The organism is Rhodococcus sp. NPDC080181 (assembly GCF_040702225.1).
GTDB classification, from domain to species: domain Bacteria; phylum Actinomycetota; class Actinomycetes; order Mycobacteriales; family Mycobacteriaceae; genus Rhodococcoides; species Rhodococcoides fascians.
Window position 1 is genome coordinate 183,301 of record NZ_JBFBKN010000003.1, and the last position, 13,748, is coordinate 197,048.

Sequence of the window (13,748 nt, forward strand, 5' to 3'; positions counted from 1 at the left end):
GCGTTGTGGTCGTCAACGAAACAGCGAAGAACAAGCACAGCAGAGGAACCGTCATGCACGCCGCAGTACTACTTTCACAACAACACTCGACCACCGAGCAGGTACTCGGGTTCGGGCTGGGAACCATCGTCTTGGTGGCGGTGCTCGGCGCGGTCGTTCTGTTCGTCGCCGCGCTCGTCAGCATCCTTCGCTCACCCAATTACAGTGTCGCAGGCCGTGCGGTGTGGATCTTCGTCGTGCTCGCGTTTCCGTTTCTCGGGCCTCTGGTCTGGTTCGTATGGGGCCGCACCTCGACGTTCGCCGTCGAAGCGTCGAACAGTCTCAGATGACCGATCCGATCGTGCGTGCCGCATCCGGGAACTCACCGGCGTTCGAGCCCGCGTAGTTCAACCGCAGGAACTTGCCGGTGGGTTCGGCCGGGAAGTAATCGTCTCCCGCACCGACGATGACACCCGCCAATTTGCATTTGTGCACAACGTCTTCCAGGTCGATGTCGTTACGCAGGCGCATCCACAGATTGAGTCCGCCCCGGGGGATCCGGTCGAGATGCCCGCGAGGAGCGAACTCGATCAGGCTGTGGGCCAATAGGTCTCGACGAGCTTCGAGTTGCGTGCGTAGGCGTCGTAGGTGTGTGCGCCAGGCGGGTTGGGTGACGACATCGAGAGCGACGGTTTGCAGGATGCCGCTGACGTACATCGATTCGGCTCCCGTGTCGGCGAGGATACGTTCGTGGGCCGGGCCACGAGCGATCAAGCCTGCCAATCGAATCGACGGTGATACGACCTTGGTCAGCGAACGCAGGTACACCACATGTCCGCCGTCGTCTCTTGCGGCCAATGGGCTGGGTTCGGCGGTGATCCCGAAATCGTGGGCGGAGTCGTCCTCGATCAGGAACGCGCCGTGTCGTCGAACGATGTCGAGCACACGTTCGGACAGGTCCGGAGACCACTGCGCTCCAGTGGGGCTGGCGAAGGTCGGTTGAGCGTAGAACGCCCGCGCGCCGGACTCGGCGAATGCCTGCTCCAGCGCGTCCGGGTCGGGTCCGTCGACCCCGGTGGGGACCGGGACCACGCGAACGCCTGCCTGCGTTGCCGCCAGAATCGCTCCCCAGTACGTCGGTGATTCCATGAGAAGTGGGCGTCCCGCACCGACGAGCGCCCGAAAGGCCGTGCTCAGGCCGGTCTGGCTGCCCGGGATGATGACCACGTCGCTGGCCGAGGGCGGCGTGACGCCCAGCGGGGTGGAAGCGCCGAGTTCCGCGGCGAACCAAGCTCGAAGCTCGGGCAGACCTGCGGTCGGTGGCCGGGCAACCACTGCGTCGGTGCGTGAAGCTCGGGTGAAAGCAGCGTGAACGAGTCGCTCCGGCAACAGCTCTCGGGCCGGGTAACCGGAATGCAGAGCGATCACGTCACTCGACGTGGACTGCAGTGCGGCGGGGAGTTGCAATCTGTTTCCGGGTGCACCGAGCGCGGCAGTCTGCCACCCGTAGTCGTTCGGGCGGGCCGTGTGCACGGTCTTGACGAATGTTCCGACGCCAGGCCGTGTTTCGATGACACCCTGCGAAATGAGCGTGCGCAGTGCTTTCTGCACCGTCACGGGGCTGGCCGAATGCTGGGCCACCAGCGCACGAGTGGATGGCAGCTTCGCCTCGGGCGGGGCGGTTGCGATCCAGGTTCGCAGTGCAGACACGATCCGGGAACTGCTATCGTCGGACATGACACAGCATAGTAGCGCTACCCAGCTCGCGCCGGGACTGCTATCCCGAGCCGGCCTCGTGTGGGGACTGGCGGGTGTCACGGCGTTCTCGTTCACCGTGCCGCTGACTCGGATTGCCGTGACCGGTGGCCTGTCGCCGCTGTTCGTCGGGTCCGGACGCGCCGTCGTCGCCGCGGCCCTCGCTGCTGCCGCCCTGGCCCTGACCTCGCAACGGTTGCCACGCGGACGGCAATGGGTTCGACTGGGTGTCATCGCGGCCGGGGTCGTCATCGGTTTCCCCGTGCTCACGTCGTTCGCTCTGACCACCGCCTCCGCCGGCCACAGTGCCGTCGTCATCGCGCTTCTGCCGGCTGCGACCGCGGCCTTCGCCGTCGTCCGCGAGCGGCAACGCGTCCGGCCGATGTTCTGGTTGGTTGCGGCCATTGGTGCTGCGGTCGCTGTCGGATTCGCGGCCGTGCAGGGCGGCGAGGTCGCCGGACTGGGGTGGTCGGATCTGCTTCTCCTCGGAGCCGTCGTGGCGGCCGCGGTGGGATACGCGGAGGGCGGGCTGCTTGCGCGTGAACTGGGAGCGTGGCAGACGGTCTCGTGGGCGCTCGTCGTCTCTGTTCCGGTGACCGGAGCGATGACGGCGTTCGCGTGGTGGCATCAACCCACGAGCGGAGGTGTCGCAGAGTGGGCTGCGTTCGCCTATCTGGCCGTCGTGAGCATGTACCTGGGGTTCTTCGCCTGGTATCGGGGGTTGGCTATCGGTCCGATGTCGAGCGTGAGCCAGGTGCAGCTCGTTCAGCCGGTGCTGACGATCTGCTGGGCCGCGATCCTGCTCCACGAGGGACTGACGTGGCCGGTGGTCGTGGGTGGAGCAGCGGTCATCGTATGTGCAACAGTGGCGGTCCGAACTCGGATGTCGCCGTCCGTTCGACAGGAGGAACTTTCGTCATGACGCGATCGATCGATCAGGCACGCAAGCTCGAGAATGTTCGCTACGACATTCGTGGCCGCATCCTGGACAAGACCGAGGAACTCGAGGAGCAGGGGCACAAGATCCTGCGCCTCAACGTGGGTAACCCGGCCCCGTTCGGTTTCGAGGCACCCGACGAGATCATGATGGCGATGATTCGCAATCTGCCTACCGCGCAGGGATATTCCGACTCGCGGGGCCTGTTCTCGGCGCGCACCGCGGTGGTGCAGTACTACCAGACAAAGGGCCTGAGCGACCTCGACGTCGGCGACGTCTACCTGGGCAACGGGGTCTCCGAGCTGATCACCATGACGATGCAGGCGCTGTGCAACCCCGAGGACGAGGTGCTGATCCCCTCCCCCGACTACCCGCTGTGGACGGGTTCGGTTGCTCTCGCCGGAGGCACTCCGGTCCACTACTTGGCAGACGAGACTCAGGACTGGGCTCCGGACTTCGAGGATCTGGAATCGAAGATCACCACCCGTACCCGGGCCATCGTCGTGATCAATCCCAACAACCCCACTGGTGCGGTGTACTCACGCGACGTTCTGCAGCGTTTCGTCGACCTCGCGCGCGAGCACGATCTGATTCTGCTCGCCGACGAGATCTACGAGAAGATCGTGTACGACGGTTCCGAGATGACCAATCTCGCAACTCTCACCGGCAAAGATGTGCTGTGCCTGACCTATTCGGGGTTGTCGAAGGCCTACCGAGTGTGTGGATTCCGTGCCGGATGGCTGGCGATCACCGGTCCACGACGCCGTGCGGCGAGCTTCATCGAGGGCATCACGTTGCTGTCCAACATGCGCATGTGCGCGAATGTGCCTGCGCAACATGCAATACAGACGGCGCTCGGCGGCCGTCAATCGATCGAGGACCTTCTGCTGCCGACGGGTCGGTTGACCGCGCAGCGGGATCTGGCGCATCGAATGCTGAACTCCATCGACGGGATCAGCTGTGTGCAGGCTGCGGGCGCGCTGTACATGTTCCCCAAGCTCGACACCGACCGTTTCGGCATCGTCGACGACGAGAAGTTCGTCCTCGACCTGCTCGAATCCGAGAAAATCCTGGTCAGTCACGGTCGAGCGTTCAATTGGGATGTGCCCGACCACTTCCGGCTCGTCACCCTGCCCAACGTGGACGATCTCTCGACTGCACTCGAGCGGCTCGGCAACTTCATGAGTTCGTACACGCAGTAGAACCGATTCTGCTCGAGCTGATTTTAAGTCCGTGCGGGCGCTCGGCAAGGGCGTATTCGCGCAGATGAACCCGCGTATCGCTCTGCTGCAAGGCCTTTGGCGAACCCGCATTTCCCCGACGCCCCGGGGAAATGCGGGTTACGCTCGTCGTCCGATCTGCCGGGCGAGAGGGAATTCGTGGATCTATGGGGCTATTTGCAGGGGCGGGGTGAATCCCTCGCGTTTCTGACCTATCAACATGCGTCGCTGGCGTTTCAGACGGTTCTGGTGGGCACGGTCGTGGCCGTGCTCATCGCGATCGCAGTCCATCGTCTGCCTCTCTTCTCGGCACTGACGCTGACGACCAGTCGAGTAGCGCTGACGATTCCGTCTCTGGCGTTGCTCGCGCTGCTCATCGTCCCGTTCGGCTTGGGTGTGGTGCCCTCGTTCATCATGCTCGCGTTATTCGCCGCCATGCCCGTGATCGGCAACGCCATCGTCGGACTGCGTGGAGTTCCCGACACCGTGATCGAGTCGGCGAAAGGAATCGGGTTCTCGCGCAGCCGCATCCTCGTCTCCGTCTCGCTGCCCATGGCATGGCCGGTCATTCTCACCGGAATCCGCGTCTCGACTCAGATGGTTGTCGGCGTCGCGGCCATCGTCGCGTACGTACTCGGGCCGGGCCTCGGGTCGCTCATCTTCAATGGCCTGTCGAGACTGGGCGGGACCAATTCCGTCGAGATGGCAGTGACCGGCACAGTGCTCATCGTCGTCATCGCCCTGGTGTTCGACGGCCTGCTCGTCCTTCTCGGGCGCCTCACCATCTCGAAGGGATTGTCATGACGGACAACACAACCGGCGAGCGAACGGTCACCGGCGCCTCGATTCGCCTCGACGGTGTGGTCAAGCAGTACAAGGGCCAGAACAAGGCGGCGGTGCAGAAGATCGATCTCGATATCGAGGCCGGCCACATCGTCGCGTTTGTCGGTCCGTCGGGTTGCGGTAAGACGACCACTCTCAAGATGATCAACCGTCTGATCGAACCGACAGAGGGCCGAATCTTCATTGGAGACCGCGACGTCACCGGCGAGGATCCGGACAAGCTCCGGCAGTCGATCGGCTACGTCATCCAGTCCGGTGGCCTGTTTCCACACTGGTCGGTCGCCAAGAACATCGGAGCCATTCCCCGGGTACTGGGCTGGGAGGCAAAGAAGATCGACGAGCGAACCGATTACCTGCTGGATCTGGTGGGACTCGACGTCGCCGACTTCCGCGATCGTCTCCCCAAGGACATGTCGGGAGGACAGCAACAGCGAGTGGGTGTGGCGCGAGCGCTCGCCGCCGATCCACCGGTGTTGCTGATGGACGAACCGTTCGGTGCCGTCGACCCGATCACCAGGGTTCGGCTGCAGGACAGCCTCATCGCCATCCAGCACGAGCTGGCGAAGACCATCGTCATCGTCACCCACGATTTCGAGGAAGCGACGAAGCTCGGCGACAAGGTATTGATTCTGTCCGAGGGCGGCCACATCGAGCAGTACGCGACGCCGGAAGAGATCTTGGCCAAGCCTGCGAGCCCGTTCGTCGAGGAGTTCATCGGATCCGGTGCCACGCTGGCACATTTGACGCTGTCCCGCGTCAAGGACGTCGACCACGACCCAGTCGTCACCGCCGAGGTGGGCGATGCGTCGCAGGAGGTCATCGCTCGTGCGCGGGCTCAGGGTGCCACCTGGATCGTCGTCATCAACGAACACGGTCGGCCTCGCGCCTGGCCGTCGCTCGACGAAGTCGCCACCAAGGAACGCATCACCGATTACGTCGACGACCGATTGCCCACCGTCGCACCGTCATCCACGCTCAACGACGCACTGGACACGATGCTTGCCGCCAGTCAGGGCGGCGTACTCGTCACCGACGGCCGCGGTGCCGTTACTGGCGCACTGACGATCGCGACCGTGATGGCCGTGATTCGTGGTCAACTCTCGGATGCTCGCTCCGGTGACGGTCACGTCTCGTATTCGGCCCATACCGAGGGCGCAGCAACATGAATCGACTTCGTCGCGCACCGTTGGACGTGTGGTTCGAGCCGCTCCTCATCGTCGTGCTCGGGGTCGGTTACATCCTGTGGTACCGCTCCACGACGCTGACGACTACCGAGCAGGCATCACTGGGCTGGGACAATTTGAAGACGACGATCGTCGACCACATCGTGTTGACGTTGACCGCGACCGTGATCGTCGTCGCCATCGCAATTCCGTTGGGCATCCTGCTCACTCGCGACAGGGCGAAGAATTTCCGACCGGTGGCCGTCAACTTCGCCAACATCGGCCAGGCCGCTCCGGCGGTGGGTCTGATCGTGTTGCTGACGATGTGGCTCGGAACCGGGTTCCGCACCGCCGTCATCGGATTGGTGGTCTACGCGATACTGCCGATTCTGCAGAATACGATCGTCGGAATCCAACAGGTCGATCAGCGGACCATCGAAGCGGCCCGGGGAATCGGGTTCTCCGGCCTCCGCACGCTGGTGCAGGTGGAGTTGCCGCTCGCGGTGCCTGTGATCCTGAACGGCGTACGTACCGCGTTGGTCATTCTCGTCGGCACCGCGACACTGAGCACCTTCATCGGGGCGTCCAGCCTCGGCACGCTCATCACCACGGGTACCACGCTGTTCCTACCGAAGTTACTCATCTCCGGTGCCGTTCTCGTCGCGCTGCTCGCACTGATCATCGACTGGCTCGGCCGTGTGGTCGAACTGATCGCGACCCCACGAGGAGTGGCATGATTCGCCGACTGTCCACGGCAGCAACCGCTCTCGCGCTGACGGCAGCACTCGCCGGTTGCGGGTTGGTCAGCTCGTCGGGAACGTTCGAGAGCACGTCACTTCCGGACGGTGCGACCCCGTTGGACGGCGCATCGCTGGTGGTGACGAGCAAGAGCTTCACCGAGGGCGTATTGCTCGGAAAGATCACGGCCACATACCTTGCCGCTGCCGGCGCGAAAGTCACCGACCTGACCGGAGCACCGGGGTCGGCGTCGTCGAGACAGGCACAGCTCAACGGTGACGCAGACATCCTCTGGGAATACACCGGTACCGGGTGGGTCAACTACCACAGCCAGACCGAGACGATCAGTGATCCGCAGGAGCTGTGGGAGCGCGTCCGCGACATCGAGAAGAGTGAGCACAACCTCGATTGGCTACCGCCCGCGAATTTCAACGACACGTATGCGTTCGCCGCCTCGGCCGAGACGGCACAGCGTCTGGGTGTCGCATCTTTGTCGGATGTAGCGAAGCTCCCCGTGGCCGACAGGACGTTCTGCGTCGACGACGAGTTCTTCTCTCGCTCGGACGGTTTCGGCCCGATGCTCGACACCTACGGCATCGGACTGAACGCACCCGACGGCGTACCGTCGGGCAACGTCACGCGGATGGATGCGGGTGTCGTCTACACCTCGACCGCCGACAGCTCACCGTGCAACTTCGGCATGGTCTACACCACCGACGGCAGAATCAAGAACTTGAATCTGACTGTGTTGCAGGATGACAGGGCCTTCTTCCTGCCTTACAGCGGGACCGCGGTGGTGCGCGACGCGGTGCTCGAACAGCATCCCGAGATCGCCGATCTTTTGGCCGTCGTATCCGAGCGATTGACCGACGACCTGATGCAGGAGTTGAACGGGCGGGTCGATATCGAGGGCGAAGACCCATCCGATGTCGCCTACGAGTGGTTGAAGAGCGAAGACCTGGTGACGTGAGGTCCGGTCAATTCGTATCCGGCTCGAACAACTCCTCGATCGTGCAGTCGAATGCTGCGGCAAGGCGGAAGGCGACAGGCAGGCTCGGGTCGAACCGCTCCTTCTCGATGGAGATGATCGTCAGTCGGGTGACGTCGATTCGCTCGGCCAATTCGCTCTGAGACCACCGCTTCTCGGTGCGGCGCCGTCGAACATCGTTCTTCACTCGGACAGGGCCCGGTAGCGCGCGAACGCGTACCGCGCGGTGAACGATGCGAATGCCGCCAGCAGCAAGCCCGTCAGCAGCAGCGTGGCCGGGGGATCGACGCGGGCGATGGACACCACCGCAAGAGTCAGACCCAGCACGGTCACCAGATCGGTGGCCGTACCGCTGGACGCGGATGTCGTCCAATGGCTTTCGACGCTGTCGCCCGAGGTGTAGGTCTGGTCGGCGGTGACCGGTGCGACGAACAGTATCCAGCCCAGCATTGCACCGAACGGGAGTGCGGTGAACCCGAACACCACCGCCGCGACCCCTGGGGCGACGGGTGAGACCAGCCAGGCCAGCAATGCCGTCGCCGAGGCGGTAGCGAGACCGACGGCGCCGACCGACAACCATCTGAGTGTCATGAGCAACTCCCGTTCTACGTATAGTTCACTGTACGTATAGGAGACCATACATCAAGCTGGGTCGTCAGAAGTCAGATCCCGGGCTCCTCGCTGATGTGCTCGATGTACCCATGAATGCGATGTGCGTCGGCAAATGTTGCAGTCCGACTTCCCCCGTCTGCCAGGTCGTCGATGATCGCCAGATATTGCGATGCGATATTGGTTGCTGCTGGATTGCCGGGAAGATGGATTGTGGGCATGGAGGACGGCAACGTGAGGGGTTCGGGTTGTCCGTTCGGGTGGAATGTCGCCGCGAGCGGTGCCATCTGGACCTGACGCATGATCGGCGTCGGTACTGGAAGGGTGAACAGGGAAGCCCGACCGCGTGATCCCTGTATGTCGATGACTGTCTGCGCGTTGTCGTCCCCGTCCCAAATCAGTGCGGAACCGAGCGCTCCACCCGCGTCGAATTGGACCCGGACGGTATCCGGCGCAGTCGCAGCCACAGGCAGGGCTTGTCCCGCCACGCGATAGTCGCGCCTGTGAATTCTCGACGTTCCACCGGTAACGGCGATCCCGCCGAGTACCTGATCGAGGAGGTCGAGTACGTGGCCAGTGTGTACCTCCCTCGTGCCGGCGGCGCTGGTGCGATCGAGCGTGTACGCGGACTGCGCAGATATGGTCTCGGCTCCTTTGGCTCGTGACGATCGCGCGTTCACGGCCTGAATGTCACCCAGTTCTCCGGCCGCGATCATCTCGCGAAGCGCGATCGCAGAGGGGTCGAACCGTGATTGAAGGCCGACGAAGCCACGGTGCTGTGAAGTCGCTCGAACACTCATCGAATGGGCCTCGGCCGCGTCGAGGCCGAGTGGCCATTCGCAGAGCACGTGTTTTCCGGCAGCCTGCGCTGCGCTGACCAACTCGGAGTGTGCCTGCACTTTGACTGTCACTACGACAAGGTCGACAGCCTCGAACCTGGCCAATGCGCTGGCCGAGGTAAATGGTTCGGCTCCGGTGGCGGCCGCGGCTGCATGCGCAGATTCGGTGCGTGACGTACTCACCGCACTGATCGAAATATCCGTGCCGAGAACAGTGCGCAGAAATTCTATTGCGGGAACGTGCGCACGGAACGCCCACCCGTGTTCGATATTTGCTCCGACCAGTCCTATGCGCATCGGCAGTCCCCTTCGGATCGGCAGGTTCGAATTATTCGAACCAGTACGCGTGACGGTATCATCGAGTTCGGAAAGTTCGAACCCGGAGGTCTGGATGAGCGACATGTCCGTGTCGGCGATACTTCATGCGCTGTCCGACGAGACTCGGCTCGACATGGTGCGTCGATTGGCAGACTCGAAAGTCGATATGGCGTGTGGGCAGCTATACGAAGACCTGGCAAAGTCTTCGGCGTCATACCATTTCTCGATACTCAGAAACTCGGGAATCATCGAGCAGTACGAGCAGTCGGGACGCAAGTTCAACAAACTCCGATCGGCTCACATCGAGGCCGCGGCACCTGGGGTACTGAAACTGGTGCTCGAAGCGTTCCGCCGCGAACATGCCGGCCGTTGACCGACGCTTTACTCCGAGCTTCACGCTGACGGCCGGGGCGGTAGGGTTCACCTGATCCGACGTCGGTTCGTAGCCTAGGAGTCTCACAGTGCAATCGTCTTCACTCGGAGGTCTGTGATGGCAGGCGGACTCGTAGCTCTGCTCGACGACGTGGCAGCGCTGGCTCGTTTGGCCGCGGCATCCATCGACGATGTCGGTGCGGCTACCGGCAAAGCGACGGCCAAGGCCGCCGGTGTCGTGATCGACGACGCAGCGGTGACCCCGCAGTACGTTCGCGGTCTCGCGGCCGAACGTGAATTGCCCATCATCAAGCGCATCGCCGTCGGCTCGCTTCGGAACAAGCTGCTGATCATTCTGCCGATCGCCCTGCTGCTCAGTCAGTTCCTCCCATGGCTTCTGACGCCCATTCTGATGCTCGGTGGCTGCTACCTCAGCTACGAGGCAGCGCACAAGATCTGGGGAGCGCTGTTCGGCCACGGCGATCATCACGCCGAGGCAGAGGACGAGCCGCGGGACGAGGACAGCGTGGTGTCGGGTGCCGTTCGGACCGACCTGATTCTCTCCGCCGAGATCATGGTCATCGCTCTCGACACCATTGCGAGCGAGGGCTTCTGGAGTCGCCTCATCATCTTGGCGGTAGTCGCGGTGGTCATCACCATCGTCGTCTACGGCGTCGTCGCACTCATCGTCAAAATGGACGACATCGGTCTGAAGCTGGCCGAGGGCTCGTCCGGGTTCGTCGAGAAGTTCGGCCGCGGACTGGTCAAGGGCATGCCGAAGGTGATGGCAGTGCTATCGGTCGTCGGCACCGCAGCCATGCTGTGGGTCGGTGGGCACATCCTTCTCGTGGGCATCGACGAGCTCGGTTTCCACCCCATCTACGAGCTGGTGCACCACGGTGAGGATGCGGTGCGTGGGGTCGCGGGTGTCGGCGGAGTGCTGGCGTGGATCGTCAACACTCTCGCGTCGGCAGTCATCGGTGCGATCGTCGGCTGCATCATCGTTGTTGCGCAGCTCGGGATCTCGAAGGTGCTCGCCAGACGGGCCGCCGCGAAGTAGTGCCTGTATCGGCGACGTTCGCTGTCGTTCATCCCTCCTCGGAGCCGGCGCTCGACATCCTGTTTCGCTACAACGTCGATATCGTCGGACGCCTCTACGGCCGCGAGGCGTCGGACGAGGAAGTACGACGAGTCATGGTCGACGAGCCGAGTGACGATCTCGTGGGTGATTCGGGCCTGTTCGTTGTCGCATACCTGGGCTCGACGCTGGTCGGTTGCGGTGGTGCTCGTTTCGTCTCCGACGACATCGCAGAACTGACTCGGGTCTTCGTCGACGCGCGCGCCCGTGGAAACGGCGTCGGGTCGTCGGTCGTCGAGTTCGTCGAAGGTTCGGTCCGCCAATCGCGCCGTACGACAATGCGATTGGATACGCGAGCGGACCTCGTCGAGGCCCGGGGCCTGTACTCCAAGCTCGGCTATCGGGAGGTGCCGGCATTCAACGCCGAGCCGTACGCCGAGGTGTGGTTGGAAAAGCGACTGCTTTGAACAGCTTTCGTCACCGACGAGCCAGCTCGAGGACCCGTCGCTCGGAAAGGGAGACATCGGCGAGCGATGCGGTCAACTCGTCCCACGCCTTCTGAACGCGGAGTTCATCTCGGCGGAGGCGCTTCTGCGCAGCAGCGAGTCTGCGCCGCTCAGCCAGAAGCACATGCCGATCGCGATCTTGCTCGGCCAAGAAGAGGTACGTGTGCGGATCGAACGGATACATGCCAACTCCTAAGGTGTAGTGGGGAATCCATGCATCAGCACCATCACGTGTTCACGCTCCCCCGAGGTCGCGTTCTCGCCGCGTCGACGCCATTTGTCGATGACGGCGCGCATCTCCGTGCCCATCTCCTTCGTCTCCTCGGCGGTGAGCCGCAGGACGTCGTCGGAGCTGAAGGCCGCCGATACCCACTCATGCCCCCACGACTCGGAAGTCCGGTCGAAATCACGCAGCCGAGACCACTGGTGCGCCAACCAGGAGTCCTTGGACGCCTTGGCAACCGACAGTGACTCGGGCGAGTCGGAGAAGTCGTTCTCGGACCAGCTGAAGCCCTCCTCATTGGCCTCCGACCACCAACGTTGGCGCTTGTCCGAGCCGTTCTCTACCTCCTTTACGAACCCGTGCTCGGCGAGTTTGCGCAGGTGATAGCTCACCGAGGCGGGTGACTCGTCCACGAGATCGCCGAGCTGGGTCGCCGTCATCGACTTGTTGGCGCGGAGTGCATAGAGCAGACGTAACCGGATGGGATGCGTCAGCGCTTTCAGCTCGGACATGTCTGTCAGCTTGCGCGGCGTCCTACCGGGAGGTGGTGGGCTCATGCAACAACCATAACCCGAAAGAAATATTTCGCAATAGTTCTTTCGGATCCGCGGTTGGGGTATCAGTCCCGCCAGATGGCCGAGAATTCGTACCAGGGACCGTCCAGGTGCGTGGCGGTGAAGTCGTCGAATCCCGCGGGCGGCCCACCTGGTGCATACGCCCAGCCCGAGGCGCTCATGAGGGAGAAGCCGCTGTCTTCGGCGAAGTAGACCTCGCCACCAGATGTGGCGCGTGCCGAGCTGATGTCGAACGGGCCGATCTCGATGTGTTCGCGGCTATTCGAGGGCTGTGCACTCAATTCTCGCGCAACGGCCTCGAATTCGTCGCGATGGTCCAGCATATTGTCCGGTGGCAGCAGTACCAGAACAGCCGCTGCCAAGCCCACCACCACCGGAGCCGGCGCTATCCACCACGACCATCTTCGATCCTGGCCGACGACGTGGAGGGTGCGAATTGCCCAGATGAGCCCGACGATCAGCAGCACCAGGATCGATGACGCGCCGGCGAGGAGCGGATCGAACCAGGCGAACTGTCCGTAGGGCGAGGCCACCAGTTCCTGGACACGCATGCCCACGTGACGGCGGCGATCGTGGTAAATACCAGCAGGATTGGCCCGGGCGGTTTCGCGGCTTTTCGAGGTGCGTTCGCCGACTCGATGAGGCGGTTCTTCAGGCGCTCGATGATGGTCGTGTTCCCTACGCGTCGGAGGTGGCATCCGCGCTCAGGGTCCCACATTTGTCGATGACTTCGGGGCTAACTGCTGTGCACGGTGACGGCGTATCCGTCGGGGTCACGTAGGACGAAGGTCTTTCCGAAGGGGCCGTCGAAGGGGGCGGTCACGATCGTGACGCCGGCGGCGACGAGATTTTCGTGGAGCGCTTCGGCGTCGTCGCACACCAGCCAGAGGGCAACTCCGAGTCCTGGCTGACCACTGTCGAGATCCGTTTCGGGAGCGGGGTTTCGGACAGCGAACGGTATCGGTGAGGTGGTGAACACCACTGCGCCGGGTGGTGCCTGGGGTGCCCGGACGAGGCCCAGCTGCGATTCGTAGAAGTCTGCACTGACGGCGAGGTCGCGTACCTGGAGGGAGAGGAAGCTCGGTCCGGAAACGGTTGCAACGGTCATGTCGTGTCCTTTCGGTAGTTCGTCAAGTTCTTGACGAGATGAATGTATGTCAAGATGTTGACATGAGTCAAGTGGATGTCGACACCTCGATCGGTTACGCCCTCAAGCGGGCCACGTCCGCCCTGCGTTCGGCGATGGACGAGTGCCTACGCGATCTCGGTATCACCGTCTCGCAGTACTCGAGCCTCGAACTCCTCGCGCACAAACCGGGACTGTCCAACGCCGAACTCGCGCGCGCGGTATTCGTCAGCAGGCAGGCAACCCATCAACTGCTGGCCGGGCTCACACGCGGCGGTCTGGTGGAGATCGAGGGGGTAGGTCGAGACCAGCGTCTGTACGTGACGACCCTGGGCAGGGAGCGCCTGCGGCAAGCGTCGGCCGCTGTCGCTGCGGTGGAACACGCCATGATTGCGTCGCTGTCCAAGAGTGAGCGAGAAGTGTTGCACCGCAGCCTTGTTACGTGTGCTGAGGCTCTGGACGGGCGCGAGCAGTCGTAA

Annotated in this window: 19 protein-coding genes; 11 read left to right on the top strand and 8 right to left on the bottom strand. The window is 63.1% G+C overall.

The features are described from left to right. The first annotated feature begins 53 nt into the window (after positions 1–53). Entirely contained in the window at positions 54–329 is a 276-nt protein-coding gene (locus AB0O58_RS04880; protein WP_027495096.1) for a PLD nuclease N-terminal domain-containing protein, read from the top strand. Here the strand turns inward: AB0O58_RS04880 and AB0O58_RS04885 are convergent. Then, positions 322–1,716, bottom strand: a complete 1,395-nt coding sequence (locus AB0O58_RS04885; protein ID WP_366237963.1) for a PLP-dependent aminotransferase family protein — start codon at positions 1,714–1,716, stop codon at positions 322–324. The genes AB0O58_RS04880 and AB0O58_RS04885 overlap by 8 nt on opposite strands. On the opposite strand from AB0O58_RS04885, the gene AB0O58_RS04890 reads away from it, so the two are divergent. The 6 genes from AB0O58_RS04890 (at position 1,715) to AB0O58_RS04915 (ending at position 7,605) form a co-directional block, all read left to right on the top strand. After that, a complete protein-coding gene (locus AB0O58_RS04890) occupies positions 1,715–2,656 on the top strand; it encodes a DMT family transporter (RefSeq protein WP_366237964.1) in 942 nt (313 codons plus the stop codon). The two genes, AB0O58_RS04885 and AB0O58_RS04890, sit on opposite strands and share 2 nt — an antisense overlap. Next, positions 2,653–3,873: a pyridoxal phosphate-dependent aminotransferase gene (locus AB0O58_RS04895; protein WP_032392587.1), complete on the top strand. Its 1,221-nt coding sequence runs from the start codon at positions 2,653–2,655 to the stop codon at positions 3,871–3,873. Before AB0O58_RS04890 ends, AB0O58_RS04895 begins: the two co-directional genes overlap by 4 nt. 177 nt (positions 3,874–4,050) lie before the next feature. After that, a complete protein-coding gene (locus AB0O58_RS04900) occupies positions 4,051–4,695 on the top strand; it encodes an ABC transporter permease (RefSeq protein WP_206498475.1) in 645 nt (214 codons plus the stop codon). After that, entirely contained in the window at positions 4,692–5,900 is a 1,209-nt protein-coding gene (locus tag AB0O58_RS04905) for an ATP-binding cassette domain-containing protein (RefSeq protein ID WP_206498476.1), read from the top strand. The genes AB0O58_RS04900 and AB0O58_RS04905 overlap by 4 nt, the downstream gene beginning before the upstream one ends. Further along, positions 5,897–6,634, top strand: coding sequence for an ABC transporter permease (locus AB0O58_RS04910; protein ID WP_179274294.1), 738 nt, complete (start codon positions 5,897–5,899; stop codon positions 6,632–6,634). Before AB0O58_RS04905 ends, AB0O58_RS04910 begins: the two co-directional genes overlap by 4 nt. Next, a complete protein-coding gene (locus tag AB0O58_RS04915; RefSeq protein ID WP_032373453.1) occupies positions 6,631–7,605 on the top strand; it encodes a glycine betaine ABC transporter substrate-binding protein in 975 nt (324 codons plus the stop codon). The genes AB0O58_RS04910 and AB0O58_RS04915 overlap by 4 nt, the downstream gene beginning before the upstream one ends. A 7-nt stretch (positions 7,606–7,612) precedes the next feature. Here the strand turns inward: AB0O58_RS04915 and AB0O58_RS04920 are convergent, their stop codons facing one another. The 3 genes from AB0O58_RS04920 to AB0O58_RS04930 all read right to left on the bottom strand — a co-directional run bounded on the left by AB0O58_RS04920 (position 7,613) and on the right by AB0O58_RS04930 (position 9,368). Then, entirely contained in the window at positions 7,613–7,810 is a 198-nt protein-coding gene (locus AB0O58_RS04920; protein ID WP_032373454.1) for a helix-turn-helix transcriptional regulator, read from the bottom strand. Then, on the bottom strand, positions 7,807–8,214 hold the full coding sequence (locus AB0O58_RS04925; protein ID WP_230593518.1) for a hypothetical protein: 408 nt from the start codon (positions 8,212–8,214) through the stop codon (positions 7,807–7,809). Before AB0O58_RS04925 ends, AB0O58_RS04920 begins: the two co-directional genes overlap by 4 nt. Before the next feature lie 71 nt (positions 8,215–8,285). Further along, positions 8,286–9,368 (bottom strand): Gfo/Idh/MocA family oxidoreductase, encoded by a 1,083-nt coding sequence (locus tag AB0O58_RS04930; protein ID WP_196251043.1) that lies wholly within the window; start codon positions 9,366–9,368, stop codon positions 8,286–8,288. Between the two features lie 94 nt (positions 9,369–9,462). Here AB0O58_RS04930 and AB0O58_RS04935 point away from each other — a divergent pair, with 94 nt between their 5' ends. The 3 genes from AB0O58_RS04935 to AB0O58_RS04945 all read left to right on the top strand — a co-directional run bounded on the left by AB0O58_RS04935 (position 9,463) and on the right by AB0O58_RS04945 (position 11,306). Next, positions 9,463–9,762 carry a helix-turn-helix transcriptional regulator gene (locus tag AB0O58_RS04935; protein ID WP_052061623.1) on the top strand — a complete coding sequence of 100 codons (300 nt, stop codon included), beginning with the start codon at positions 9,463–9,465 and terminating at the stop codon, positions 9,760–9,762. A 117-nt stretch (positions 9,763–9,879) separates the two neighbouring features. Beyond that, entirely contained in the window at positions 9,880–10,821 is a 942-nt protein-coding gene (locus AB0O58_RS04940) for a DUF808 domain-containing protein (protein WP_206498477.1), read from the top strand. Continuing rightward, on the top strand, positions 10,821–11,306 hold the full coding sequence (locus AB0O58_RS04945; protein WP_206498478.1) for a GNAT family N-acetyltransferase: 486 nt from the start codon (positions 10,821–10,823) through the stop codon (positions 11,304–11,306). The genes AB0O58_RS04940 and AB0O58_RS04945 overlap by 1 nt, the downstream gene beginning before the upstream one ends. Positions 11,307–11,316: 10 nt before the next feature. On the opposite strand, the gene AB0O58_RS04950 is transcribed toward AB0O58_RS04945, so the two are convergent. The 4 genes from AB0O58_RS04950 to AB0O58_RS04965 all read right to left on the bottom strand — a co-directional run bounded on the left by AB0O58_RS04950 (position 11,317) and on the right by AB0O58_RS04965 (position 13,251). After that, a complete protein-coding gene (locus AB0O58_RS04950) occupies positions 11,317–11,529 on the bottom strand; it encodes a hypothetical protein (RefSeq protein ID WP_027495104.1) in 213 nt (70 codons plus the stop codon). A gap of 8 nt (positions 11,530–11,537) precedes the next feature. Then, positions 11,538–12,125, bottom strand: coding sequence for a helix-turn-helix domain-containing protein (locus AB0O58_RS04955; protein WP_241258204.1), 588 nt, complete (start codon positions 12,123–12,125; stop codon positions 11,538–11,540). A 62-nt stretch (positions 12,126–12,187) separates the two neighbouring features. Beyond that, a complete protein-coding gene (locus AB0O58_RS04960) occupies positions 12,188–12,694 on the bottom strand; it encodes a DUF1109 domain-containing protein (protein ID WP_241258205.1) in 507 nt (168 codons plus the stop codon). A gap of 185 nt (positions 12,695–12,879) precedes the next feature. Then, positions 12,880–13,251 carry a VOC family protein gene (locus tag AB0O58_RS04965; protein ID WP_032367695.1) on the bottom strand — a complete coding sequence of 124 codons (372 nt, stop codon included), beginning with the start codon at positions 13,249–13,251 and terminating at the stop codon, positions 12,880–12,882. Positions 13,252–13,313: 62 nt separating this feature from the next. On the opposite strand from AB0O58_RS04965, the gene AB0O58_RS04970 reads away from it, so the two are divergent. Next, positions 13,314–13,748, top strand: a complete 435-nt coding sequence (locus AB0O58_RS04970; RefSeq protein WP_366237965.1) for a MarR family transcriptional regulator — start codon at positions 13,314–13,316, stop codon at positions 13,746–13,748.

Bases quoted from the DNA above. Each gene is read 5' to 3' on its own strand.
- AB0O58_RS04880 (WP_027495096.1), top strand. From the start codon at position 54: ATGCACGCCGCAGTACTACTTTCACAACAACACTCGACCACCGAGCAG.
- AB0O58_RS04890 (WP_366237964.1), top strand. From the start codon at position 1,715: ATGACACAGCATAGTAGCGCTACCCAGCTCGCGCCGGGACTGCTATCC.
- AB0O58_RS04885 (WP_366237963.1), bottom strand. From the start codon at position 1,716: ATGTCCGACGATAGCAGTTCCCGGATCGTGTCTGCACTGCGAACCTGG.
- AB0O58_RS04895 (WP_032392587.1), top strand. From the start codon at position 2,653: ATGACGCGATCGATCGATCAGGCACGCAAGCTCGAGAATGTTCGCTAC.
- AB0O58_RS04905 (WP_206498476.1), top strand. From the start codon at position 4,692: ATGACGGACAACACAACCGGCGAGCGAACGGTCACCGGCGCCTCGATT.
- AB0O58_RS04910 (WP_179274294.1), top strand. From the start codon at position 5,897: ATGAATCGACTTCGTCGCGCACCGTTGGACGTGTGGTTCGAGCCGCTC.
- AB0O58_RS04915 (WP_032373453.1), top strand. From the start codon at position 6,631: ATGATTCGCCGACTGTCCACGGCAGCAACCGCTCTCGCGCTGACGGCA.
- AB0O58_RS04925 (WP_230593518.1), bottom strand. From the start codon at position 8,214: ATGACACTCAGATGGTTGTCGGTCGGCGCCGTCGGTCTCGCTACCGCC.
- AB0O58_RS04930 (WP_196251043.1), bottom strand. From the start codon at position 9,368: ATGCGCATAGGACTGGTCGGAGCAAATATCGAACACGGGTGGGCGTTC.
- AB0O58_RS04935 (WP_052061623.1), top strand. From the start codon at position 9,463: ATGAGCGACATGTCCGTGTCGGCGATACTTCATGCGCTGTCCGACGAG.
- AB0O58_RS04940 (WP_206498477.1), top strand. From the start codon at position 9,880: ATGGCAGGCGGACTCGTAGCTCTGCTCGACGACGTGGCAGCGCTGGCT.
- AB0O58_RS04950 (WP_027495104.1), bottom strand. From the start codon at position 11,529: ATGTATCCGTTCGATCCGCACACGTACCTCTTCTTGGCCGAGCAAGAT.
- AB0O58_RS04955 (WP_241258204.1), bottom strand. From the start codon at position 12,125: ATGAGCCCACCACCTCCCGGTAGGACGCCGCGCAAGCTGACAGACATG.
- AB0O58_RS04960 (WP_241258205.1), bottom strand. From the start codon at position 12,694: ATGCGTGTCCAGGAACTGGTGGCCTCGCCCTACGGACAGTTCGCCTGG.
- AB0O58_RS04965 (WP_032367695.1), bottom strand. From the start codon at position 13,251: ATGACCGTTGCAACCGTTTCCGGACCGAGCTTCCTCTCCCTCCAGGTA.
- AB0O58_RS04970 (WP_366237965.1), top strand. From the start codon at position 13,314: ATGAGTCAAGTGGATGTCGACACCTCGATCGGTTACGCCCTCAAGCGG.